The organism is Flagellimonas algicola (assembly GCF_005937185.1).
GTDB lineage: Bacteria > Bacteroidota > Bacteroidia > Flavobacteriales > Flavobacteriaceae > Flagellimonas > Flagellimonas algicola.
On sequence record NZ_VCNI01000001.1, the window covers coordinates 1,289,960 to 1,315,610 of the forward strand.

General features: G+C 42.6%; 14 protein-coding genes. All 14 read right to left on the bottom strand.

What is annotated here, in order from left to right:
* Nucleotides 1-92 precede the first annotated feature (92 nt).
* A complete protein-coding gene (locus FGG15_RS05685) occupies nucleotides 93-1,478 on the bottom strand; it encodes a sulfatase (protein ID WP_138834102.1) in 1,386 nt (461 codons plus the stop codon).
* A 135-nt stretch (nucleotides 1,479-1,613) separates the two neighbouring features.
* Complete coding sequence (locus tag FGG15_RS05690) at nucleotides 1,614-2,420, bottom strand: endonuclease/exonuclease/phosphatase family protein (protein WP_237561749.1); 807 nt, start codon at nucleotides 2,418-2,420, stop codon at nucleotides 1,614-1,616.
* A 405-nt stretch (nucleotides 2,421-2,825) separates the two neighbouring features.
* A complete protein-coding gene (locus FGG15_RS05695) occupies nucleotides 2,826-3,710 on the bottom strand; it encodes a glycoside hydrolase family 17 protein (protein ID WP_138834104.1) in 885 nt (294 codons plus the stop codon).
* 108 nt (nucleotides 3,711-3,818) lie between these two features.
* Nucleotides 3,819-4,454: a hypothetical protein gene (locus FGG15_RS05700; protein ID WP_138834106.1), complete on the bottom strand. Its 636-nt coding sequence runs from the start codon at nucleotides 4,452-4,454 to the stop codon at nucleotides 3,819-3,821.
* 37 nt (nucleotides 4,455-4,491) lie between these two features.
* A complete protein-coding gene (locus tag FGG15_RS05705) occupies nucleotides 4,492-5,922 on the bottom strand; it encodes an MFS transporter (protein ID WP_138834108.1) in 1,431 nt (476 codons plus the stop codon).
* Nucleotides 5,923-5,951: 29 nt separating this feature from the next.
* Nucleotides 5,952-7,409 (bottom strand): glycoside hydrolase family 30 protein, encoded by a 1,458-nt coding sequence (locus FGG15_RS05710; RefSeq protein WP_237561750.1) that lies wholly within the window; start codon nucleotides 7,407-7,409, stop codon nucleotides 5,952-5,954.
* Between the two features lie 69 nt (nucleotides 7,410-7,478).
* Nucleotides 7,479-8,771 carry a glycosyl hydrolase family 17 protein gene (locus FGG15_RS05715; protein WP_138834112.1) on the bottom strand — a complete coding sequence of 431 codons (1,293 nt, stop codon included), beginning with the start codon at nucleotides 8,769-8,771 and terminating at the stop codon, nucleotides 7,479-7,481.
* A 16-nt stretch (nucleotides 8,772-8,787) separates the two neighbouring features.
* A complete protein-coding gene (locus FGG15_RS05720) occupies nucleotides 8,788-12,198 on the bottom strand; it encodes a hypothetical protein (protein WP_237561751.1) in 3,411 nt (1,136 codons plus the stop codon).
* 70 nt (nucleotides 12,199-12,268) lie between these two features.
* Nucleotides 12,269-13,810, bottom strand: coding sequence for a sugar porter family MFS transporter (locus FGG15_RS05725; protein WP_138834116.1), 1,542 nt, complete (start codon nucleotides 13,808-13,810; stop codon nucleotides 12,269-12,271).
* Between the two features lie 144 nt (nucleotides 13,811-13,954).
* Complete coding sequence (locus FGG15_RS20275) at nucleotides 13,955-16,870, bottom strand: PKD domain-containing protein (protein WP_237561752.1); 2,916 nt, start codon at nucleotides 16,868-16,870, stop codon at nucleotides 13,955-13,957.
* Nucleotides 16,871-16,886: 16 nt separating this feature from the next.
* The gene (locus FGG15_RS05735) at nucleotides 16,887-17,735 is read right to left on the bottom strand and encodes a glycoside hydrolase family 16 protein (protein ID WP_138834118.1); all 849 of its coding nucleotides are present in this window, start codon (nucleotides 17,733-17,735) and stop codon (nucleotides 16,887-16,889) included.
* A 32-nt stretch (nucleotides 17,736-17,767) separates the two neighbouring features.
* The gene (locus tag FGG15_RS05740; RefSeq protein WP_138834120.1) at nucleotides 17,768-19,174 is read right to left on the bottom strand and encodes a glycosyl hydrolase family 16; all 1,407 of its coding nucleotides are present in this window, start codon (nucleotides 19,172-19,174) and stop codon (nucleotides 17,768-17,770) included.
* Between the two features lie 12 nt (nucleotides 19,175-19,186).
* On the bottom strand, nucleotides 19,187-22,372 hold the full coding sequence (locus FGG15_RS05745) for a glycoside hydrolase family 2 TIM barrel-domain containing protein (protein WP_138834122.1): 3,186 nt from the start codon (nucleotides 22,370-22,372) through the stop codon (nucleotides 19,187-19,189).
* 304 nt (nucleotides 22,373-22,676) lie between these two features.
* On the bottom strand, nucleotides 22,677-25,490 hold the full coding sequence (locus tag FGG15_RS05750; RefSeq protein ID WP_138834124.1) for a triple tyrosine motif-containing protein: 2,814 nt from the start codon (nucleotides 25,488-25,490) through the stop codon (nucleotides 22,677-22,679).
* Nucleotides 25,491-25,651: the final 161 nt, after the last annotated feature.

The window sequence follows — 25,651 nt, forward strand, 5'->3', positions numbered from 1 at the left end:
AGTTTGTTGCCTAAAGTCTTCCTCTATTTTTTATGGGATACTTTATTGACGACCTGAATTGTACACATATAAGGTACTCAAAAAAAAGGTCATCAAAGATCAATTTTGCTATTAGTTTTATTATTTATGTTTTCTGTTGGGGCTTTTGCACCCAATTTTGCTTTCACTTTTTCCATTTCTTTCATTAGCTCTCCAAGCTTTTCAGGATGTGCTTCTGCCAAGTCGTTCTGCTCCCCGATATCCTCTTTTAGGTTGTACAGTTCTGCTTTATTCCCCTCATAGAATTGAATCACTTTCCAATCTCCTTTTCTAAGGGCACATCCAGGAGTCCATGCACTACCATGATAGTGTGGGAAATCCCAAAAAAGCACATCATGAACCTCTTCTACCCCATTCTCCCATAACCCACTAAGGTCCACTCCGTCCTGATGCTGTTCCGGTCTTGCCTCCAACTTCAATGTATTAAGGACTGTGGGGTACAGATCCATACTATTTACCGGAGCTTCTATAACCAATCCCTTGTCGGCACCAGGCTTTTTGATGATCAACGGGATTCGAATGCCTCCTTCATAGGCCCATCCTTTACCGGCACGCAAGGGCAGAACATCCGTGGGTGCTACCCTATTTGCATTGGCCACGGTTGACAAGCCTCCGTTGTCCGAGGTAAAAACCAGTAGCGTGTTGTCCATCAAATCCAGTTCTTGCAATCGGTCCAATATCCTTCCAACATTTTCGTCCATGGCATAAACCATGGAAGCATATTCCGCATTGGTTTGACCTTGTGTGGTGTAGCCCTGTCCTTCACTGGCAATGTGTGGAATGGAATCGGCAAGCGTTTGTCGTTTTATCCTGAACTTTTCCAAATGCCTTTTACTGGCTTGAATTGGAGTGTGGACGGTATAAAAGGATAAGTACAATAGAAACGGGTTCTCTTGATTGGCTTCCATGAATTCTAAGGATTCGCCCACCAATCTATCCGTTAAGTACTCCCCTTCCGGACCATCTGAAAGTCTTGGATTTTTATAGGGTGAGTAATAGCCTCCCGGAGGTTGCCCCATATGGTGCCCTCCTTTGTTTATATCAAATCCCTGGTCTTCCGGAAAAAACCCTTCATCCCCCAAATGCCACTTCCCGGCAAAAAAGGTCTGGTATCCTTTTTGCTTCAGGGCCTCGGCCCAAGTTGTTTCTTCCAAGGGTAATTGATGCAAATCATTGGGTCCCAAAAGCGTCCGGTCTTTAGGGTCAAATCCTGGAATCCAATCCGTTATTCCAACTCGCGTAGGATGTTTACCTGTCAAAATTGCGGCCCGAGTTGGGGAACAAACCGGACTTGCGGCATAGGCGTTTGTAAAAACGGCACTTTTTTGGGCTAGTTTGTCAATGTTGGGAGTCTCGTAAAATGTGCTGCCATAACAGCCCAAATCTTTCCACCCTAAATCATCCACCAAAATAAACACAACATTCGTCCTTTTGGCCATTGTTTTTTGGTCCGATTTGCACCCGACCAACAATGCCGTAAGACATATTGTTATTTTGATGGATTTTATTATCATTTTCTCGTTTTGTTCTCTTTAGTCTATTTCTACCAATACCAACCTACAGTCTTGGTCAAATCAATCTAAAAGCTCCAAGGTCACTAAATATGCACAGTGGTCGGAAGCATAGGTGTCCACAATAATTTCTTTGTCCACTACCCTCCATTTATTTTTAGGGTAAAACATGATATAATCAATTTTTGATTTGGGATCATGTGAAGGGGACGTAGGTTCTGGATTCTCCCTGTTATAGGTCGGTTCCCAAAACTCCTCCAAAGTTGTAATGGTTTTGCTTCCTGGTCTTGCATTTAGATCACCGGCCAAAATGGTCGGGTATTTATTTTTAGTAAAAATTTCATTTAACGCCTTGGCCTGAAGCTCCCTTCCGGCCGGTCCTTCATGTGCAAAATGAGTGCCCACAAAGGCTATGGTATCCCTTGATGGCAGCTCAACAACCACTTCCAATGCTGTGCGAGGCTCCTGTCCTTCAATATTTGGAAGCGGAACGCTTCGAGTTGTCAAAAACGAATATCTTGACAATACGCCCTCTCCATACTCTCCTCCATCATAATACATGGCCCGAGCAAAGATGGGTATAAGCTTGGTTCGCCAGCCCAACTCGGTAGCCAAATCCACTTTTCTAGATCGGTTAACATTATAATCCACCTCCTGTAAGGCCACCAAATCTGGATTCACGTCCCGAATTACCTTGGCCACAACTTCAAAATTCAAATCCCCTTTTGTGGTTCTCCCGCCAAAGACGTTGAACGAAAGCACTTTGACAGTTTTTGAAGCATTGGTCTTGGTTTGTGCAGAAAGCGGTAAGGTTACCGAAATTGCCGCTATAAACAAGAGGATTCTATAACCCATATTTCCTATTTCCATTTAAAATTTAAATAATTGATAAAAGAAGACGGAAATAATTAGACCGAAGGCACTAATGGGGACATCAATAACAACTGTGGAGCTATTGTTGTTCCCAATTTCCATCAATTAACTTCTGGAATACGTTTCTTTTCTTGGTTGATTTAGTGCAAAAATTCATGCCCAAAAGTCAAGGTTTGTATGCAATATAAGAAAAAATGTGTACGTTAACACAAATTACATGTTAAACAGTATCAGAGTCCTAGGTAAAGTGGCTTCAAGACCCTAATTCAACTAGCTTCAGTTCCAAAAAAGGAATTTTGGGGCTGATAGAAAAAGTAAGAAAAATCCAATATTCAGGACCGTTGGCTATACGTCCTACAATTGTAAATGAAACTTAACTTACTTTGTCCATACCTGCAGCGACTAGAATTTTAATTTTTCATCTTTGTCCCACAAGCCCCAATAGGCGCCAACATCTCCCTCGGCCCCTACCTTCCATGACTCGTCAAAAGACGAAAAATAGAATATTTCAATATCTTCTTCCATGGACCATTTTTGAGTGTTCATAAAGTACTTTAGGGCATTCTCGTAGGACGGAAAAGCTCCTTCCAGATTGGTGCCCTGACTAGGCCAACCTGTTTCTGATATAATCACTTTTTTACCATTTCCTGCCCTTAGTGCTCGCTGATACATATCCTTCATGTACAACAGGGAATAATCCAGATCGCACCCTTCCCAAAATGGGTAACAATTGGCCAATATCACGTCACACGCATCTGTAATTCTAGGGTGATCTGTAAATTCATAATAGGCATCCACATAGCCAACGGTCACATTTGGAATGGCATCTTTAACCAGATAAATAAAATCTAATAATTGCTCTTCCGTTAAGTCTCCCCGGTACATCACTTCATTTCCAACCGCAGCAATATCAACATAACCTTCGTTGGCCAATTTGATGAGCCCTGCGATTTCCTTTTCGTTGATTTCTGGGTTATCGCCCAACCATGCACCTACCATAGTCTTTATACCATATTCTTTTGCAATTCTTGGTATTGCCTCATTGCCGTCTGTACAAGAGAAAGACCTAATCCACTTGGTATACGGCTTAATAATTTTCATGCGACGATGGATCTGCTCTTCAGAAATCTGATCTCCAGGTTGCTGATTTTCCAAATACGGACTAAAACAAAGACCATGCATACCTTCTTTTAAAATTTCCCTACACAGTAGCTTTAGTTCCTTTTCACTTTTCCCAGCATAATCCAATGAAGCTAGATTAAGAAATCGTTCTGCTTTATACGACATAGTGGTCTTCGATTTTGTTTCGTATTCCTTAGTTAGTTTTGCTTCCTTTTAACTGATGGGCTCATCCTTTTTCCTTCGGATCCCATTCTAACCGTAATTAAACAGTAATTAAAAAACACCTCTACAGTTTTTACTGGTGTAAATCACAAGACGCTCCAGTTCTTTCGCTCCAGCCGGCATTTCTTCCAATTGTAAGCCGGGGTATTCATCCTTTTCCTTCCAATTGGCTATGGTGGTACTGAAAAATGAGGAAGCCGCAGCATTTGCTTCATATATGATCAAATCATACGCTTCTCCCTTGTCCCCTCCAAATCGGGTAACAACCTGCCATTCCCCATCTCTTTTGTATGATGTATTGGTGTGATCGGATTGTGGATAATACCGGTCATCGGTGGGTCTGATGACGACCCAAATATCTTTGGTATGACCCTTGGGGTAGACACCCATGGTCAAAATGCGACAATCCACAGAATCTTGCGCGATTGGCGACACCACCTTTACCACATCAACGGGACCGCTTACCTTTAATTTATTACCAATGGAAACTTGCTCCATTTGCGTATTAAAGTTTACAAGTTCCGACGAATAACTACCGTACATAACCATCAAAACTCCAATGATTCCGAAGAACATTACCAGCTTGCTCCCGAGAAATCCCTTATCCGAGCTTCCTGTTCTATTGCCAAGAATGGCAATGACCACAAGCAAAATCCCTACTGATATAATTATTAATTTCGTTGACATCTTATTGTTTTTTTCTATTAATCAATCTTCCAAAACCTTATAAAACTCCTCTTCTTTCTTCCAATTGTGCTTTAATATCTTTTGCTCTTTCTTCAGACAAGCTGTATTTCCACATCACCCAGATAGCCAAACCGGCGGTAACTACAGGAATAATAATATCTGCTATTCTTAATTTGGTCAAGGTTTCTACCGTTTGGGTGGCCGCGTTCCCATCAAACCCAATAACCTTTAAAACCAAACCTCCCAAAACCAGCGCCAAGCCCTGACCGAGTTTCACAACCCACCAATACAATGCGCCAAACGTCCCTTCTTTTCGAGGCATGCCATTTCTAAGTTCGTCCAAATCACACACGTCAGCCGTCATACTCATCATTAATGTAAACAAACTTCCCAAACCAAATGACATCAATGGAATAGGAATGAAAGATAGCCAAATGTTATCTGGGGTGAATGCCCACCATTTCATGAGATATCCAACAATGGACAAGGCCGTTGAAATAATAAAAGCCTTCTTTTTACCCCATTTGGTTGCCATTGCAGATACAATCGGAATCACTAAAAATGCCGATACCAATGCACCGATGGAGCTAAACCAAGCTGGCCATGTGGCAGTGGCTTCGTAGCTTCCATTAAAAATGTAAAAAACGAAGATGAAAAAACTAAAGGATGCCACAATTTGATACCCATTGAATACTAAAAAAGTAGCGCCACACAATTTCATAAAGGGCCTATTCTTTACAGCTTCTTTTATGCTGACAAACAAGTCTTTTAAATTACTAAATATGGAGGTAAAGGTTAGCTTTTTCCTGTTTCCCATATGGGATGCATCCATACCCCTACAAAAAATGGCCGGCAATAGTCCAAGTAGCAAACATGCCGCCCCTACATATATGGCCATTGTTCGTACCCCTTCAGCTTGATTACTAAAAACATCAGGGTCTGCAATGATTACCCAAAACCAAGGAACAATAACCCAGGCCAATAACCCCACGGTTTGCGAAAATGCCATTAAACGTGTCCGCTCGTTATAATCAGAAGTCATTTCGTAACCCAAACCTACCAATGGGGTGGCAAACATGGTATTTCCAATTAGAAAAACCATCGACATGATAAGGAAGTACCAAAAATTATAGTCTGAGGAATTGCCTTCATCAAGTTGCCAAAGCAACACAAATGTAATGGCACTTAGAATCCCCCCAACAAAGATATAAGGTCTCCTTCTACCCCATTTTGAGCTTGTGTTGTCTGAAATAAACCCCATAATTGGATCGGTGATGGCATCAAAAAATCGAGGTAATCCCCCTAAAAGTCCTGCCAAAAATGGATCCATGCCAAATGCAGTCAATAGAAAGAACATAAAGAATCCCAAAGCACCGGGATATAAGTTCAAAACCAAATGCCCTGCTCCAAAAGCGGCTTTTTGTCCCAAGGGGACCCTATCTGTTTTGATGGTCTTTACGTTTGACATAATTGTTGTTTTAGTTAGTATTAGCTGGTTTAACCTTTATCAGATTCGTTAGGAATAACGATAGTTTGCAAGGATTTACCATGTATCTTGATTGGTATTGTATTTTCATCCAAAACCAATGAAAAAATTTTAGCTTCCGAATGTTCGTTTAAAATAATGACTGCAATGTTGCCATCAGGATTCTTTACCGCAGTGACCTGTAAATCACGATTTGAATTTTCAAATCCAATCCGTATGGCGCCGGGGCGTATATACCTACTGAAGTGGATCATTGTATAATACAAGGGGGTAAAATAAACCTCGTCCTTGGTTGGATCAACTATAACTGGCGCTACACACCAATTTTTGAACCAATTGGGGCCGCCCTGCCTGTCCAAAACCATGTTCCAATCAATCCAGCCGTCCACCCAGTTGTTCAAACATCCAATAATATCCCGGGCATATCTGAAGACCGGCACATATTTGGGATGCATGTGCTTGTCTTTCTCCGGTGCCCAGTCCCATCCCCAATCCGTTGCTTCTTTGGACCAATACCAGGTATCATCCTTCCACTTGGGTATCTGAGCATCCACGCAGGCCTCCGATTGAATTAGGTGCTTGTTTGGAGCTTTGTTATGGGCATACCGCAAGGCATCTGGGAATACTTCAAAAGTACTGGCGTACCAATGAATGGCAGTACCGTCATAGTACTTGGAACTTTCCTCAGATTGGAACATTTCATCCACCCAATCCTTCAAATGTTCCCGGTTTTGGTCGTATCCCAGTATTTTGATGTGGCTCTTGCCCTCTGCCTCTAATTTTGGGCCTAAAAAGTGCTGTACAAAATGAGTCATTTCAGCAGGCGAAAAGTGCATACTTTCCCAATTATTATCGTTGCCCAAAGGTTCATTCTCCACGGTAAAACCCCAGATATCGATACCTTCAGCTTTGTATGCATCCACATATTTGGAAAAAAAGAGCGCCCAGGTATCGTAATAATCTGGCAAAAGCTTGCCTCCCCGCCAATCTTTATTGTCTTTCATCCATGGCGGAGCAGTCCAAGGGGAGGACAATATTTTAAATCCATCCTTAGACGCCATCATGGCTTTTTTGATCATGGGGATAATATCGTCCTTGTCCGCTTCGATGGTAAAATGTTCGAGTTGCACATCTCCTTCCACCGGTGCGTAGGAATAGTTACTCAAAGAAAAATCGCAGGAATTCATATGAGTCCGGGTCAGCGAATATTGCGCTCCATCGGGTCCAAAGTAAGCGTCAATGATTTTTCTTCGATTTTCCTCACCCATTTGATTAAGCAAAGAAGCTGAAGATTCAGTAAATGAACCCCCAAAACCGGTAATTGTTTGGTATTGATTATCTGGTAAAAGTATGATTTTGGTACCATCCCCAACTTTATTAATTGGTAGGACTGGAGACAATTTATGACCTTCTTCAGAAGTCTCATAAATCTCCACCTCCAAGTGTTTTGTATTACATGATATTGCCATTACCAATACTATGGTTAACATTAAAATTTTACCAAATAGCCTCATTGCGTCAAGTTTCTTTGTTCAAGTCTATTGGGCTACCGTCTGTTCTCGTTTCAGCGGGGGAACAAGTACATCCGTCATAAGGGCTTCCAAATTTCCATTATACGTCTTGGTTATTGGATTTCCGTTGCGGGTCAACCCATCAAATACCCCTTGATCCACTAAATCCCAAAGGGCATATTTGGCTTGACCTTCCAGGGTAAAGAGACCAAAATGGTTTTCTGAGCCTTGTTTGTTATGGGCATCTTTCCATTTTTCATTGAATGCTTCAAAATAGAAACAGGAAATTCCAGCCTTATTGGTCCATTCGCGCATATGTTTATGATACAAAGCCTCTTTAAACTCATCAGTGGCCTTGGAACCCTTGGGTCCATATTGTCCGTTGGAAACTGTGGCCCATCCTGTTTCACCAATGTGAACCGGTTTATCAACACCCAAACTTTTCATGTGCTTGGTCACAGCTTCGTACTGAGACATTGCAAATGATTTTGCCCTTAGCATCGCGCCTTCAATTTTGGCTATATCAACTAGCTTTTCCTCATCTTCAGGAACGCCCCAGAATGCCGGATTATAGTGCGTATTGTGATACGCATATGTGTGCATGGAAATATAGTCCACCGCCTTGATCAGTTCTTCCAAATCCTTGGTATGGTACTCCGGGTCTCCCCCACCCCAAGAAGCAAAATCATCCGAGCTGGTAATCCATAAATTTTTAGGAAGCTTTCCTTCTTTCTTAAGCGCTTGCAAATGGTTCACCCATTTTAGTATAACACTCGGCTGCACATAATAACTTGTGGCCCATTTCACCATGGCCTCATTGCCCACTGCAACTATTTTTACAATGTCCGGGTATGCATTGGCCAATGCCACCGCCCTGCCAATTTCTGCTTCGTTCTGCTCACTTTCCACAAGGTGATCCGGCTCCTTGTCCGTCCATGCATTTTTACAGTCTATCCATGCTCCCAGCATCACATACATTTCAAAGCTGGAATCCTCCTCCTTCATTTCCCGAATGGCCTTCAATAAGTTGGAAGCCTGTTGTAACTGCACGTTATAGGTACGCACAATTTTAATGCCCATGGCCGATAACAATCGCATGTCTTCCTTAAGTTCCTCCAAGGTTGGTTGAACATCTCTGGAAATTGCCCTGTATCCGCCGTAGGATATGGCCGTAAATTCTGGATTGCCTAAAATATCTTTCGCTGTCACTTCTTGAGGTGTTTGGGATTGATGATCTTCTGTACTATTTTTTTTCTCCTTGCAAGCGTGGGTCACCAAGATGACCAGAAATACAAGAAACAATTTTATTGCTGACTTCATAATACGATTTTTTCATTCATCTTAATCGATCCTGTTTAAGGTTAACAATGATGCACCTGATCTCATCGCATCTGTTAAACAGCTCCTTACTATGCTTTAAGTCAAGACTTAGTGAATCAAAACTAGTTTTGCTGTTGTTTTTATCCAGTACAACCACGGTTTCTTCATCCGAAATATTATAAATGATAGGAACCTGGCAATACGTAAAGCATAGGGCATCCTTTTCTATCTGTATTTCCCTTAGCTGGGCATTCACATCCACAAAACGGAAGCTAGCGGGTGATTCCAAAAACTCGCTCTTTCTAAGCAATACCGGGTCAAATTTGAGTTTCCCTCCATCTACAAAAACTCCCAATTCGCCAAACCTGCTCAAAATATCCTCCTTTACCTGCCCTGTCATTCCTGGTTGCTGAGCTCCTTTGCCCGCAGGAGTATGGGAATACGGATCGGTGGGAAATGCACCATACAGCTCTGGGGATTTGTGTACCCCGATTCCTTCATTGATTTCATAAAAATGTTCCAGTAATTTACCAACAACAATATCGTTGGCACTTTGTTTTATGGCTTCCACTGAACATTCCATGACGGCCAACAGTAATTTGGACACCATATGCCAATAAATGGAGCCTAGGCCCTCGTATCCGTAAAATGTACCAGATCTTCCGGTGAATGCCTTGTGGTTAAATACCTCTTCAAAAATTTGGTGCAGTAGTTCAGAATCTTTTTCCGCGAGTTTGGCATAAGTCGTATCCGACAAAGTCTGTAACGCTTCTTCCAAGTCTGCAGCATTTTTAAAATCTCCATTAAAATGATAGGCCCCATTGATATCTTTTTCAATAATTTTTAGATTGTCGTCATGTACCAATGCTGACAGCAATTCTGAGGTTTTGACCTGCCCATCTGGAATGGTGTTTTTATCCATGAATGAAGGCAAATCTTTGTTCGGATACAGTAAATAACTATACTGGTCCGGTCTGAACAGTTTGCTCTTTTTTAGTCCATCCAATACCTCCAAGTATTGTTCTGGTGTTAGGTAACCAGAACTTAACACTGCAACCTGTCCTTCCAGCATTTCGCTCAAATAGGAAATGGAAGCGGTATCATTTTCATTTATTGTCATCAAGTTATAGGCATGGTACATGCCATCCTGTCGTTTATTGGCAATGATGGAATGTTCCAAAAATTCCAAGGCAACCGATACAGTATGTTTTAGGTCATTCAACGAGAGCACGGATTTTTGTCCCGAAAATGAATTTTCGTAAATGTTTGATCGGAACAAGCTTCCAGCCTGACCCAATTGTGCTACAATTAGGTATCGCTCCTTGTCTTCTATACTTTCTGAAAGTAAATGGCGAAAATCATCCAGGCATTTGGCAATATTTACAAAAAACTCGCCTACCTCATTCGAAATAAGGATTTCCTTGACTTCAGACCCGTCAAGCAATTCTTCGAAGAACTTTAGAAACCTCCTCAAATAATACAAGGTAACCATGGACACCCCGTTGCCGACAAGGGCGTTGTTCGCATCATTCCATTCAGGGCGTTGGGTATTCATCCATATCCCACCTTCTGGTACTAGGTTGGACAATTTGGACAGTACCGTTGCCAATATTTTTTCCAAGAAATTGGCTCGATGTATGGTAAGGTTGCCGGTCGTCAGCAAAGCTCCATCCGCCCCCAGTTTGGCTCTTCTGTTGCGAATGCTCTTATCCAGCTCGTCATCAAACTCAATAGTATCCTTTGGATTCTTTACAATATCTTCAAAACTCTTGATTTTGTAAGGCACATTGGCATATACAAAGAGATCCTTATCAAAATAACGCTCTAATTTACCCGGATAATGATCTTGAACAAACTCCAAGAATTTCAGCAAATAAATGATTTGATGATCCCCCCAATACCCAATATATGACCATGGATCATCCGGCTCCACTATTTCCCAATCAAAGCCTCCTTTGGTTATTCGGTATGGATTGTATCCGTCAAAAGTGGTAGCGTTCAGGAATTTATGGATCATGTTCTCAATAAATTCAGGATACGAATGGGCCAGAGCCTCCCAATTTTGGAAAATGTCACGCCAGTTTCCTTCGTAATCCAGAATTTTGGAACCGTCCACTTCATTTCTTGTATTAATGGAGAATCTGTTCCAAGGCCTACTGGGGTCTCCATGCCTTCTACTAAACTTCAGGGGCATATATTCCAAACAAAGACGTACAAAATCATTATCTGCACTTTGCTCGGTTATTTTCTTAAGCGAGCTTAGGGTAAATGTTTCAGGCAATTCCGCAAGCGTATTTGCAGCATTTTTGTAGACTTCTTTATTGGCCTTGGATAGGTAATCCATGAAATCCCATTTCTCAATCTGATAGCCATCATCGAAAATACCGCCTCTCATAATGTTAAAGAGGGTATTGGAAAAATGACGGGTATCCCGTAAGCTATCAGAAGTGTGTTGTAGCCCGTCTGAAGCTGCTGTTAACCCAATAAGTTGTTTTGTACCGTTCTCAATATCTGCATTTACTTTATTGACAAGGGAAGCCGGATTCCCAAGTGAAGCCATAATGTTGGCAATGGATGCATGGTTTTGGTTTACATTCAAAACAATCATCCAGTCTTTATTGGATTTTGGCGTCAACAACAGATTGAAATTTAGAAAATACGCTCCCTTTTCCGCTTTAACATCCGTTTCTTGATATACTGTATGTTTTGTTCTAAAGTCATTAAGTTGAAGGGATGATAGCAGATACTTTGGGTCATCCAAACCTATAGACCAAGCGATATTCGCCTTTAAAGCTTCACTAGGTTCAGCCCTATCCACTATAATTGCGCTTAAGGCATAAATCCCAATTCCTTGTTTTTCAATTAATTCACTGCGTTTGTACGCATCCACCAAATTGCTTTGTCTGTTCTGAAGATCGCTACTCACCCCATAAGGAATTAGGTTCTGGACTCCATCCAGCACAGAAACCTTAATTTCTCTATCGCTCATACTGACCAAGGATGATTTCCGAACAAACCCATAGGTGTCACTGGAATTCCATTGATAACTAAATTTCAATTCCAAGTCGTGGTTAATCTCTTCAAACAGAATCTTGTTACCATAAACACTCTTGTATAAGTTCCTGGTAACATGAAATTTCTCTCTATTCCGATTTGAAAAAGGTTCCCAAATTTCAGGAGCATCGGGTGCATGCACAACAATAATGGTTTTGCTTCCGGTAATCTCAGCGGATTCAGTAATCTTATCGTCCGTGTAATACGGAAACAGCGAATATTCGGTATTCTTTCGTCCTGCAGAAAGTCCCCCATTGCTTGAGATAAACATCCAATGATCTGAATCACTAACGATGCTCATAAAGAACGGTCTTAATTTATCGCTATCTGAAATCTTAAAAAAGCCTTCATTACCTATTTGAACCTGTTCCATTTTCTTGGTATTAACTGCTTTGGTTTTTGTTATTGGTGGTAGTTCACTTATCATTTTCGAATTCAATATGTTATGTCCTTATCAGCAAATCTTCCACCTCCTCCAATGTTTTACCTTTTGTTTCTATCACAAAACGGTGAACAAAAAGGAATGCTATGGCAGAAAATATTGCGTAAATGGCAAATGTCCATGTAGGGCCAAGGTTGGTCAGCTCCCAAGGAAAAATTTGGGTCACCGAAAAGCTAACCAAGGAATTGAAAAAGCCCACCACAGAAATGGCAATGCCCTTAATTTTATTTGGAAAAATCTCCGATATCAAGGTCCACATCACCGGCCCTAATGAAATAGCAAATGCTGCCACATACAGTAAAATGGCTATTAGAACCCATGTGGCATTGATGTCGATGAAATTGGTGACTTGGTTCCGCTTAAAATCCAAAAATTGTTGAGAGGTGAGTTTTTCCCGTATTTCTTCAAACAAGGCTTTTTGACTATCATAACTCTTGCCCTCCAATTCTGTCAATGCAACGTAAATCTGGTAGTCATCCACCTTCCTCAAAGAGGACTCTTTAAACTCATAGCTGGCATTGTTAAAGGCCATAGTAGCCATTAGTAATGCTATGGTCATCACCCCAGAACCTATTAAAAGTAGTGGTTTTCTTCCCAACTTGTCAATTAGCCAAATGGCCACTAGTGTAAAAACCAAGTTGGTGAGACCTACCACGATAGCCTGTAAAAAGGAGGAATCTGTACTGCCACCCGCTTGTTCAAAAATGGTGGGGGCATAGTAAAAAATGGCATTGATTCCCGTAATTTGCTGGAAGAATGCTACACCAAGAGCAATGATCATGATGGTAGCATATTTGCTTTTGAACAAATCTGCCAAACGTCCTTTTTTCTCCTTTTTCTCCAGTCCTCTTTGAATTTCCAGCACGGTTACTTCCGCATATTCCTCCCCTCCTATTTTTTGTAGAATTTTGCGGGCCAACTTGACTTTGTTCAATTTTAAGATCAACCATCGAGGACTTTGCGGTACAGTAAACAAGGATAGGAAGTATATAGTTGCTGGAATAGCCTCTACTCCTAGCATCCATCTCCAACTTTCATCCCCATAATTCACTAAAAAGTAATTGGAAAAGTAGGCCACCGATATACCAATGACTATGTTTAGTTGGTTAAAAGAAACCAAACTGCCCCTTAGCCTGGGAGGTGCAATTTCCGCAATGTAGATGGGTGCTATCAAAATAGCTCCACCAATACCAACTCCTCCAATAATTCGAGCAATAATGAACTCGGTATAGCCAGTAGCCAATGCCGACCATGTAGCTGAAACTGCAAACAGCGCAGCAACTACAATAAGCACCTTTTTTCTCCCAAATCTATCCGCGAGGGGTCCAGCCATCAAATTTCCGGCCATGGCACCAAAAATGACACAGCCCACGGCAAATCCAAGCATGGCATCTGTCATTTCAAAATAGGTGGTAATGCCTTTAATCGCACCAGATATTACCGCGCTATCAAAGCCTAATAGAAATCCTCCAAGAGCCACTATCAGACTAATGAGCACCGTATAGGATTTGTTCATTTTAACTACTTGTTCATGCTGTGACATATATCCTTTTGGTTATAGGTTGCTTATTGGGTGCTTAATTTTAAGAATTGAATAGGCCGAACAGCCAGTCCGACCCATTCATTAACAATCAATTCTCTAATTCACACGATCATTCCTGAAATCAAGAACAATTTCTTTCAACTACTAGATTTCGGTTACTACCACATCATCTATAATAACTTCACCAGCGCAAGTACCGGCTCCACCGCAGGTAGCTTGGATAAGCAGTGAGATGCCTTCTTCGATATTGGAATCCGTTGTGAACGTTCCAGTGTAGGTTTGCCAAACATCAACCGTAGTTACATCCATGGCGTTACCTAAATCATGCGCTACCGCAGGATCAGTCGTAAATTCAGAGAACGCCAGTACTTGTAGTATGGCACCATCCACAAAACTGGTGGTAATCTTATATCTAAATTCTACTTGAACACCTTGATTCCCAGCTATGCTAGAAGCAAATCGCTCTTGTTTGATGTTTGGCACTTGGGCTGGGCCTGAAGTTAGTCTAGCTGAGTAAGTACCCGTATTTGCGTCGGTATCGATAACCGCCACTGCACCGCCACCGTCATTCAATTGCCAGCATGCTGCATCACCCGAATTGGCCTCAAATCCACCATTTGACAACAATTCACCACTTGGAGGTGCCGGGCATCCGCCTCCACCACCGCCAGCGGATCTATAGAAATAGATATTGTCCAAATAGATATCGTGTGGATCGGTATTGGCACTGCCATCGCCATTGAACTGACCATCAAACTTCATTTGGATCACGCTAGCCCAGGTCATTCCCGTGAAATCCCCAATAGGCAGGTCCACGCTGTTCCATGAGCCCGGTGTCACTGGCACCACAACAAGTACTTCGCCAGCCCCAGTACCACTGTTGATGGGGCTTATCTTCACCTGCCTGTCAGTTCCACTGGGCACCCAGATATCCACATGAACAAACTCCATGGCTGAAGCATCCTGTGCATTCCCTGAAAAGTCGGTTCCCTGAAAGTTGAAGGTTGGATAGGCCAAGGCCAAATTTCCGTCCCCTGGATCATAGGCAGGGTTCACCAATCCAAATCCGGATTGCCCCCAGTTGGGATCATAATCGATTCCCGTTATGTTGGTGTATGTTCCTCCATAAATGGAAATGACATCGGCTGCATCTCTGGCTGGGGGAACGGGGGCCGAAGTGATCGGCACACTGCTTCCACCACTGGCTTCCCTATAAAAATAGATGTTATCCAGATAGATATCGTGCGGATCGGTATTGGCACTGCCATCGCCATTGAACTGACCATCAAACTTCATTTGGATCACGCTATCCCAGGTCATTCCCGTGAAATCCCCAATAGGCAGGTCCACGCTGTTCCATGAGCCTGGTGTCACTGGCACCACAACAAGTACTTCGCCAGCCCCAGTACCACTGTTGATGGGGCTTATCTTCACCTGCCTGTCAGTTCCACTGGGAACCCAGATATCCACGTGAATGAATTCCATCGCGGAGGCATCCTGTGCATTCCCAGAAAAGTCGGTTCCTTGATAGTTGAAGGTTGGGTAAGCCAAGGCCAAATTCCCGTCACCAGGATCATAGGCAGGGTTCACCAAACCAAATCCGGACTGGCCCCAGTTTGGGTCGTAATCAATGCCGGTAACATTAGTATATGTTCCTCCATAAATGGAGATTACATCTGCGGCATCTCTAGCTGGGGGAACAGGTGCGGAAGTAGTTGGTGCACTGCTTCCTCCACTGGCTTCCCTATAGAAATAAATGTTATCCAGGTAAATATCGTGTGGGTCCGTATTGGCACTACCATCACCGTTGAACTGGCCATCAAACTTCATTTGGATCACATCGTCCCAGATCATTCCCGTGAAATCGCCAATAGGAAGATCCACGCTGTTCCATGACCCAGGAGTCAAAGGTACTTCTACCAAAAATTCACCCACACCAGTTCCTCCGCCTCCATTAATTGGGCTTATCTTCACTTGTCTATCTGTACCTTCCGGCACCCAAATATCAACATGAAGGAATTCCATCGCCGAAGCGTCTTGCGCGTTCCCGGAGAAATCCGTTCCTTGGAAATTGAACGTTGGATAGGCCAAGGCAAAATTCCCATCACCAGGATCATACTCGGTATTCACGAACGCCAAACCTGATTGTCCCCAATCTGGATTGTAGTTGATTCCGTCAATGTTCGTGTAGGTGCCGCCGTATATTGAGATGACATCCGCGGCATCACGAGCAGGTGGTGCTGGCGCAGAGGTAGTTGGCGCATTGCCACCACCTCCAGACATGGTTTCAACTTGTATTATGTCGTCAATGTAAAAAGTACCTGCGGTCGTTCCAGGACCGTCCACAAACATTGTAAATCTTGAGAAACTATCTTCGGATGTAAAGTCGAAAGACAACATTTCCCAACCACTGCCTCCATGACTGGCAGTCACCTCTGTGGCCGCCCCTGTTCCTTCCTCAAGTTTAAGAAGAACGTCGATGGCCGCTTCAGCCCAAAAGTTCATTTGGATGGTCTTATCTGCACTTAAGTCGATAGGTGCTCCCAAATCAAAGAAGAACCCTTCAAACGCTGCTCCGCTGTTGGTTATGGCCCCAACTTTGGATGCGGTATTGTTGCTGCCCCCTGGCGCAGGATTATCCAGCACTTCAAATGCAGCCCCGTTGAACGTAGAAGCATCATAAACCACATTAGCCCCATCAAAGGTTATGGGCAAAGCCACAGCTTCCGGTACTACAATGACCAGTTCATCTTCAAAGATATCTGAACCTCCAGCAGCGTTCGACGCCGTTAGGCTTACCGTATACGTACCCGTTCCGTATGTTTTGATTGGGTCTATTTCCGTAGAGGTTGTTCCATCTCCAAAATCCCATTCGTAATTATCTGCATTTTCAGAGGTATTGATAAAGGAAACTGTCCCCGTTCCTTCCGTCGTCAATTGGGTAAAGCCAGCCAAAACTTCCGGCAGTACATTTCCTTCATCGTCTTCTTCACACCCTAAATAGGATACGGCCAAAATCATCAAGCATAAAACTTTAGCCTTGTTTAGCAATTGTTTCATTTTAGTATAAATTAGTTTAGTTAGCTTCTATTCCTTCGTATACCCTTACATAATCCACCAACATGGTTTGAGGGAATACAGTTTCTGCATTGGGGCTGCCCACAAAGGTTCCTCCCACGGCAAGATTCATTAGGATGTAAAAAGGCTTGTTGAACACCCAAGTCCCGGTAACATCCTCCGGAGTAATTTGATTGTAGAGTACGTCGTCCACATAAAAGTTGATGTACCCTGGCCCCCACTCTATTCCAAAGACATGGAAGCCAGTGTCAAATCGGTCATTTTCCAAAATATATTCCTTGGAAATGGCCTCCCCGGCCGAATAACCAGGCCCATGAACACTACCAATAAGTACAGATGGATTTTGGCCACGATATTCCATGATGTCAATCTCTCCGGCCGCGGGCCAAGGATTATCATCAATATCCGCTCCAAGCATCCAGAAAGCTGGCCAAATTCCTTGGCCATAAGGCAGGCGAATCCGCGCTTCAAATCGACCATATTGTTGTTCAAAAAGGTCCTTGGTCAACAATCTGGCAGACGTATATTGTGAGTTTTCAAAAGACTCTTGACGTGCTGTTATAAGCAGGAGCCCGTTGTCTACTTTCACGTTTTCAGAACGGTTGGTGTAGTACTGAAGCTCTTGATTTCCCCAGCCATTGACCCCCGTTCCTATATCATAGCCCCAAATTTGCGGATTGGGAGCTCCTTCTGTATCAAAATTGTCCTCCATCACCAAGTTGGTAAATGTTACCACCGTTTGGGTATCATCTGTTGTACATCCTGATAAGCAGCACGCCAGAAGTACCACCAAAAATTTTGGAAAACTTGATTTTATGGTTTTTATGTTTCTAAACTTTATATTCATAACCCTATTTTTTCTATTGATTGAACACCTTTTTATTCGGTGAAGAAGTATACATTATCAAATATGAAATTTGGTCCTCCAGTAAGTATGAGCGCTGCCAAATTGTTCTTCTGATTGGCAATGTCACCGTCAAGCGCAATGTTAAACGATGTCCATTGACCTACGGTCAATCCGGTCAGATCAAACCTACGGTCCCGATCGTCTCCAATGGGTAGTCCAGTGTTGACATCCGTCTCTATCATTTGATTGGCACCACTGTCCCTAATTTGGACTCCCACCTCTAAACCTGGGGCTTGCACATAGACATCAATATGCAAGAAAGTGAGGCCTGAGGCGTCCACGGTATTATCAAATATTATTCCCGTGAAGTTGTTATTGTTGTACACCAATACATCTCCATTATCCGTGGATGTAACCTTGGTTTCGGTGGTAGAGCCACCAAATCCTGGTGAAAAATTACTGCTGGTATCATCGGCATAGGCATCACTGAAGATGGACTTTACATTGGCAGCCGGATGAATGGGATCCGGGGAAGCCTGTAGGCTACCACTTGATGTTACTTCCAAGGAACCTGCCGCCCTAACATTGGCCAACAGGGCCGAAATGGTGGATGTTCCTGCTCCCACTATGGAGATTTCACCCAACTCGCTCACCACGGCCACGCCAACATCTGAAGATGAAAAATCGTAATAGGAAGGTGCAGCAATAACTGTTTGGTTTACCCCATTATCCAAATTGAAGGTCTGGGTAAGCCCTGTAATTGGAATGCTGGAACCTGTAAAGGCCTGTTCTACCAATTCCTGTCCATCAAAAATGGTTGGTCTAGGTTGGGCAACTGTACCCAATTTTTCAAACTTGATTTCATCAAACCATAAAACATAGCCGCCTTCATCACCCTCAAAGGATGCACCTTCCGCCAACCAGAACAGTCCGGTTTCCTCGGTCAGTTTGGAAGCATCTGGAATAGGAATCACATATTTTTCCCATCGAGTGCTTACACCCAAATTATTGGCCGTTACCTGAAACTTATTGGCGGTCTCCGCTGAAATACCAAATCCAATAGCATTGATGGATGCTGCTTGGGACGCTTTGGCATAAAAGGTAAGCGCATCGAAACCAGAAAGGTCTCTCGTAACCGTAGTGTTGAACGCAGCGCCCACGAAGCCGTTTCCAAATGCAGGAACATCAAACCTCATTGCGGCATCACCATCAAAAACATCATTTGTTTCTACAGAAAATGCTTCGGGGTCTGCACCTGCATCCACAAAGGGAAAATAATCCAAGCCTGCGGAAAAGGCATCAATAAATACATCTCCGTTCGGAGGGAAGGTGGCGAATTGCACCTCATCCGAAAACTCTCTTTCACAACTGGAAAAAACTACAATACCCAGGCAGAGAAAAAGTATAGATTGTAAGCTGATATAATTCTTATTTTTCATTTTTAAGTCTTTTTATTTGCCGATGTTGATATGTATATAAGTCATGATTTCCCACTCGCTACCATCGCCGAATCCTACTGGGCTTATAATTGGGGAGTCAGCAAATTCAAGTGCTTGGTTGGGAAGGTATCTAGGCGAAAATTCATCCAAGGAACGCCATGTGCCCCTTATTCCCACTTGCGTGCTCGGCAGAATAAACCAATCCGGTTTTCCAAGTGTGGTAGATATATCCAGCATTAATTGCACTGGGTACGTTAAGTTAAAATCACGATGATAATCAAAAGGTCCCCAATCATTAATCTTTTGGGTATACTGGATTTTCAATTTGTTGTAGATCATTCGAACATCTCCACCGAAACGTTTGATCAACCTATCACTATCACCGTTGGCCTGTCCGTTGCCATAGTAGAAGTTTCCAATAATTCCTATGTCGGAATTAATCTTGGACACCATTCTGGAATGGACTTCCCATAAGTCTTCAGCTGGAGCTGAATTTGGGAAAGCAAAGAAAGTCCTGTCGGCGTTGAAGCCAATATGTGAATCAAGTGTTGTAGGAAGGTGACGATATACAAATCCAAGATTCATAGCGAATTTGGCATCCTCCGATCTATCGTTATCCCACTCGTACATCCAAGTACCCGGGGTAGGGTCGAAAGTCAAGAGTATCTCACCTGCAGTGGTCTCTCTGTTGCTTCGAACAGAAAAGGGATCATCAAGATTATTCCTTAGGCGTCCAGGTGCATTTACATCGCCGGGCATAGGATCCACCAATGGTTTTTGATACAGAAAGTTGGGTGCAATCTGAAAATTTCCAGCTGCAACTGTAAATCCAGTCAAGAAATTGGCTTGATTTCCGCTTCCAGTATCCTTTAATTTCCACCCTGTAAATGTCAAGGTCTGGTCTGCGCCGCCATTGGCGACAAGTCCCATAACTGCCCCTTGACCGTACCAATTGAATTTACCACCTTCATACGTCAGCTTTACTTTACCACCCCAATTGTCATCTGAATTAATAACATCTTCATAAACAATGTAGTTGCCAGGAGTACCTCTTACGTCTTGGAACGTACTTCCATTCAAGGGGTTTCCAGCCCAAATGCCACCAAGATGAACTCCAAACTTGCCGAACTCCCTTTCAATAGCCAATGTAGCTCTTTCGGTTGGCCAAAAGGGGATTACACCACTTCGTACCTGGTTTGCATCCAAGACCCGTCGTCCGCTTTCGTCAAAGACGATTTCTGTTTTAAAATCCCTATGGTAAATACCTGTAATGTCGAACTTTCCAATGTGCTTTTTGTATTTAAAGAGCATTGTAGGGTTGGCTCCCCACCACAATTGTGGCCCAATGGCTGCCTTTAATCCTTTTAAAGGGCCTTTGCCGTCGACTTCGACTCCAAGAATCTCACCGTTATAGATATCAAGGTTGGGTCCATAGTTGGCTTCTGGATACAATCCGAAGAAGTCACCTTCGTAACCCCATTGGTAGTGACCGGTCCTATAAAACCCTCGAAGGTCAAATTCCTTTGCCTTCCACTCAAATTCGGCTTGGTATACGGCCAATCTATTGTTGTCATTAAGCACAACATCGCCTTCGGGCGAACTTACGGTGATAGGCCTTGCCCGATTTTCATAAAAAATTTCGTTGATTGGATTTTGGGCGACATTTCCAAGAATGTTGAAGTTCACCTCTGCCCGCATATTGGGAGCAGGGTTACCTTCAATCCCGACAAAATAGGACTGCATATGATCAAATCCTAGTTGGTTGGGAAAGGTATTGGGGTCATCTGGATCGGCATTATCAGGTGTAGTGATTAAACTCCCTCCTGTGCTGAAGGTGGAGAACTTTGCCTGAAGATTGCTAATTCGTAGCAAATTACTTTGTTCTCCTCGTAGTGCGGCTTTATCGCCACGTGCTTTAAGCACAGCCTCCATTAGCTCAATATTGTCAAAATAATTTTCTAGAAAGGCCAGGTCCATGCCTTCCTCATATGGGTTTAGTTGATGTGCCTCTTTTAATGCATAATATGCGGCTCTTGGATAAAGCTCATAAAGCCCGCGCGGGTTTGTTGCCCCTTTGGCGCATATCCCAAACCACTCTTCATTCATGTTATTGGCTCCGGGGGCCGCTAAATCTCTCGCATACCCTCCATTGGACCATGAAGCGTTGTTATCATGAACGTCGGCATTTTTTCTATCATCAAAACCAAACTTCCACCACCCATCACTGAATTGAAAGGTGAATCCACCTATGGAATTTTCAACCTTACCTAATCCTGCAGCATTTTCATAAATCTCTTTCCAGTTTCCGACCATGTAATAGGCTTGGGAATACTGGTCTTCTTTATTCTCAACTGCGTTGAAGGCATCGGCTCCAAACTCTGTGAACATTACAGGTTTGTTGAGCTTGTCTTTCACCACTTGAAACATGTCCCCGAAAGAAACACCTCTGTAGGTGTTGGTACCGTAGATATCAACATCTTTGCACTCCTCAGCAACAATATCAATGAACAATACATCTCCATTACAGATGGCCACTGGGTGGGAAGGGTCCATGGCCTTCATTTTTTTGGCGGCCTCATTCATCAAGCGATACATGGGTCTGCCCCTACTCTCACCAATGAATTGGATTCTTCCTTCATCATCCGGGAAATCTTCAGTTTCCGCTCCTGCCCAGAACAGGCCGTAGTTGTTTTCGTTACCTAATAGATAAAGTAATAAGCCAGGGGTATCCTTGTACCCATTGACCAACTCCTCCATTTCGGACATCAAAAAGTTTACGGTGGTCTCATCGTCGTAGATGGTAACAGGAGTCCATACGCCATTCAGCGTTAAACCATAGCGCCCAAACGAATGGTTGAGCATGGTGTAAATGCCGTAGTTTTCGTAGATGTACTTAATCCATTTTGCAGGGACTCCGGTGTACTGGCGAATGACATTCACACCCATGTTTTTGAGCAGGGCCATTTCATGATCAAGTCCTGCCTTGATCACATCATCAGACTTTTTCCAGAAATTGGCATTTACGGTGTTGGTTCCAATGGGAATATAATCCCAATTCATACCATTGATCATAAAATCTTCACCGTTGACAACCAATTTCATTCCTTCCTCATTGCTTACCACCGATACCTGATCGACCTGGGCATACAATCCCGAAGCAAACAATATGAGGAGTAATCTCATTAAATTGTTTTTCATAGTAATGTTTAGTTTTAGTTTGAAGTCTGCGCAGAAAAGAAGGTGAAGTCGAATGTTGACCGGAGCCGAAACCGAACCATCCTTCATTTTTGCGGACGGTTAAACTTATCTTAAAAAAATAGCAAGTCCTTAAAGTTTACCTCAACAAAAAATATACATCACAAAAAAAATGTGTGTTTTTTATGAATATGGCAAAACATCAGTTTTTATAGGAGCTCAGGGATGATTCCCTATGTTCGGGAAGGATGGTTAATCAAGACTTGTATAGGTAATGTTGAGGTAGAAAACCCGATCTGTAGCGTGGTTAAAGTTTTAAGATGTAATCAACTAGGTTATCATCGTGCTCCAGATTCATTTTTTTGCGCAGTCTGTACCTTTTTATTTCCACGCTTCTGGGTGAAATATTGAACATGGGGGCGATTTCCTTGGAGGACAAATTGAGGCGCAAATAGGCACACAATCGAATATCATTTGGTGATAGATTGGCGTGTGCCTTTTTAAGTTTCTTTAAAAACTTGCGATCAGCATTGTTAAATGCTTCTTTGAACAATTCCCAATCATCATTTCGATTTAGGCTTTTATCGATTACATGAATTATCGGCTTGATAGTATCCTTGTCATCCGCATTTGCTGCCAATTGCTCCTTAACTTTGGCCAATAGCTCATTCTTTTTGATGATGCTCATGGTTGATGCCGCCAATTCATTGCTTTTACTTCTAAATTCCTCCTGCAATTGCTTGTTCTTAAGTTTGATGATTTCCTTTTCATTTTGGGCCTTGGCCAACTCCATTTCCCGCTTATTCTCTTCTATCAATTTTTGCTGACGCCTGTTATAGTACCTTCGGTACAAGGAATGTATTAGAATGGAACCTAGGATGGCGCCAACAATGTAAACCATCCACATTAAATTGGACAGATACCAAGGTCGAGCTATTTTAAAGGTGAAGGATTCCATGCTTTCTGAAACTTTTTCCCCGATTTTGGCCCGTACATTAAAAGTGTAGTTTCCTGGGGGTAAATTTTCAAATAGGACAGAGGCTTCACTTGACCAGTTGCTCCAAGTTGGATAAATATCGCGCAACTGGTATTGATATTGTGGCTTGAGATATTTGTTATAGTGGGGAACATAATAAGAAATTTGAAGACTATTTTCCTCACTTTCAAAATCCCCGGTAATGTTAGGGTCCCAAAGATTTTTCTCAGTGGTCACCCTATTCTTCCCGCCTATTTGCACGGTGCCGATATTAATGTCGATTGGATTCTCCTGAAAATTTTTGACATCCAAAGTAAAATAGCCAGAACGGGCACCAAAAAGATAAACCCCTTCCTTTTCGATGGCGGTGGCACTCTCATAGCCAATAATTCCATTTCTGATATTTTCTGTTAGCGGAACCTTGCTTATACTAAGGGTACTTGCCAAACTACTTTCAGATACATAGCCAATGCTTGCATTGGAAAAGGTCCACAGATAACCATTCTTGGGATCCACTACCATTTTCCCCGAAGTATATTCGCTAGGAGAGTACAACTGGCTTAGAACGGTATCCTTGACAAATTTATCTTGCTGCTTTTCATAGGAGAAAATTCCATTTTTAAAGGCATAGAGCAATTTACCCTTGTATTTAATCAAGCCCGAATTGGAACCCCTTATTACCGTATCAATCCGCACATGGGTGGAATGTGAAAAATCCTCATCCACTTTTACTTTAAATACTCCCTTGTATTCGTGATTGACAAATATTTGATCTCCGAAAATCTCAAAGTAGCGTGCGGAATTGTCAAACCCCTCCACTTTATTCCGAAGCTGCCAGTTACCATCCGTCTTTTCCAAAACATATAGCCCATCATAGTTACCTTGCAATGCAAAATTGGGCTTACCGGATAAATCTCCAACTTTCCAGGTTCCCTGAATATTTGAGATTTTTTGGGCTTTCCCTTCTGAAATAACATAAGTACCCGAGTGATGCCCACAAAACAGGGTGCCATCCACCACGTCAAGAGACCACACCTGCCCATGGGTACCTTCTACAAATTGGAAATCGGATTGATTCCCATTTTTATAAAAAAGGCCTTGATTGGTTCCCAAATACAGGTAATCGTCTTGAACTGCCGAAGCATAAACACTCCCAACCAATCCCCTACTATCAGGATATACCTGAAAGGGCGACCCAAAATTGATATAGCTAATCCCAACATCAAGTCCCAACCAGACATTTGCGTCCTCATCTTCGTAGAGGGACAAGACCGTATTATTCTGTAATCCACTGATCTGGTCAATATGCCTAATCAATTGCCCGTCCTTATCCATTAGGATCAGGCCATGGGAAATGGTTCCCAAGGCGAAACTTCCTTCTTGCATCTGCAATCCACTATAAAGACTGATATCGTTTAGAAGGGAATCAATAGCCACGTTCCATTTTTCCAATGCATTGGCTTGACTTTTATAAAAACCACTATTGCGTGTAAGAATGAGCAATTCCCGATCATCCGGAACAATGCTGATTACCTCATCCGACTTCAGTGGTTCTTGGTCATACACAAGAACTTCCTGCCCGTTTTCAATCCGGAAAAGTCCGTGGTTCATTTTCTGGAAATAAACAGTTTGCCCAACCTTAAATATCTTAGGCAAAAAGGAATCAGAATTGATGATGCTGACTGAATTGTTTCCCAAATTGTAACTGTATATTCGGCTGTGAGATTGAAATACCATGAATTCCCCAAGATTCAGAATTCCCCAAAATTCTTCATCCTCAACAAGTGCATCATTCATCTGGGCAGCTAAACTAGTGTACCTTAAAATGCCAAAGCGATCTTTTTCCCAATAGCCAAAATCCATATAATTTCCCGTGTAGATTCTGTTTCCCACCACTTTCACAGCTCTAATGATGGATTCATTGGGAGATGGGTACAAAGTCCATCTTGCTCCATCAAATTCGAGAAGGCCATTGTTATTGGCAACGTATATGATTTTATCCGTAGATTGTGAAATGGCCCAATTTTGACTTTCAGAGCTATAGTCAGCTGGGGTAAAGTTCTGAATTGGGGGGAGTTCTTGCGATATGCCCCAACCGGGTAAGGTTAGCATCGCAAGCAAAACAAAATACCTAAGTTGGATCACAAATTTTTATTAAGCGTTAGTGATAAATCGTCAATAGCTGGGAATCAAATGATTAGTCATTCTCAATTTCCAATACGCTTGGGATATCCTTTTATCCGTAGGTTTAAAATACACAAAATCAATTTATAGCATGCCGCCAAGCTGCTTTACTTTAAAATAAG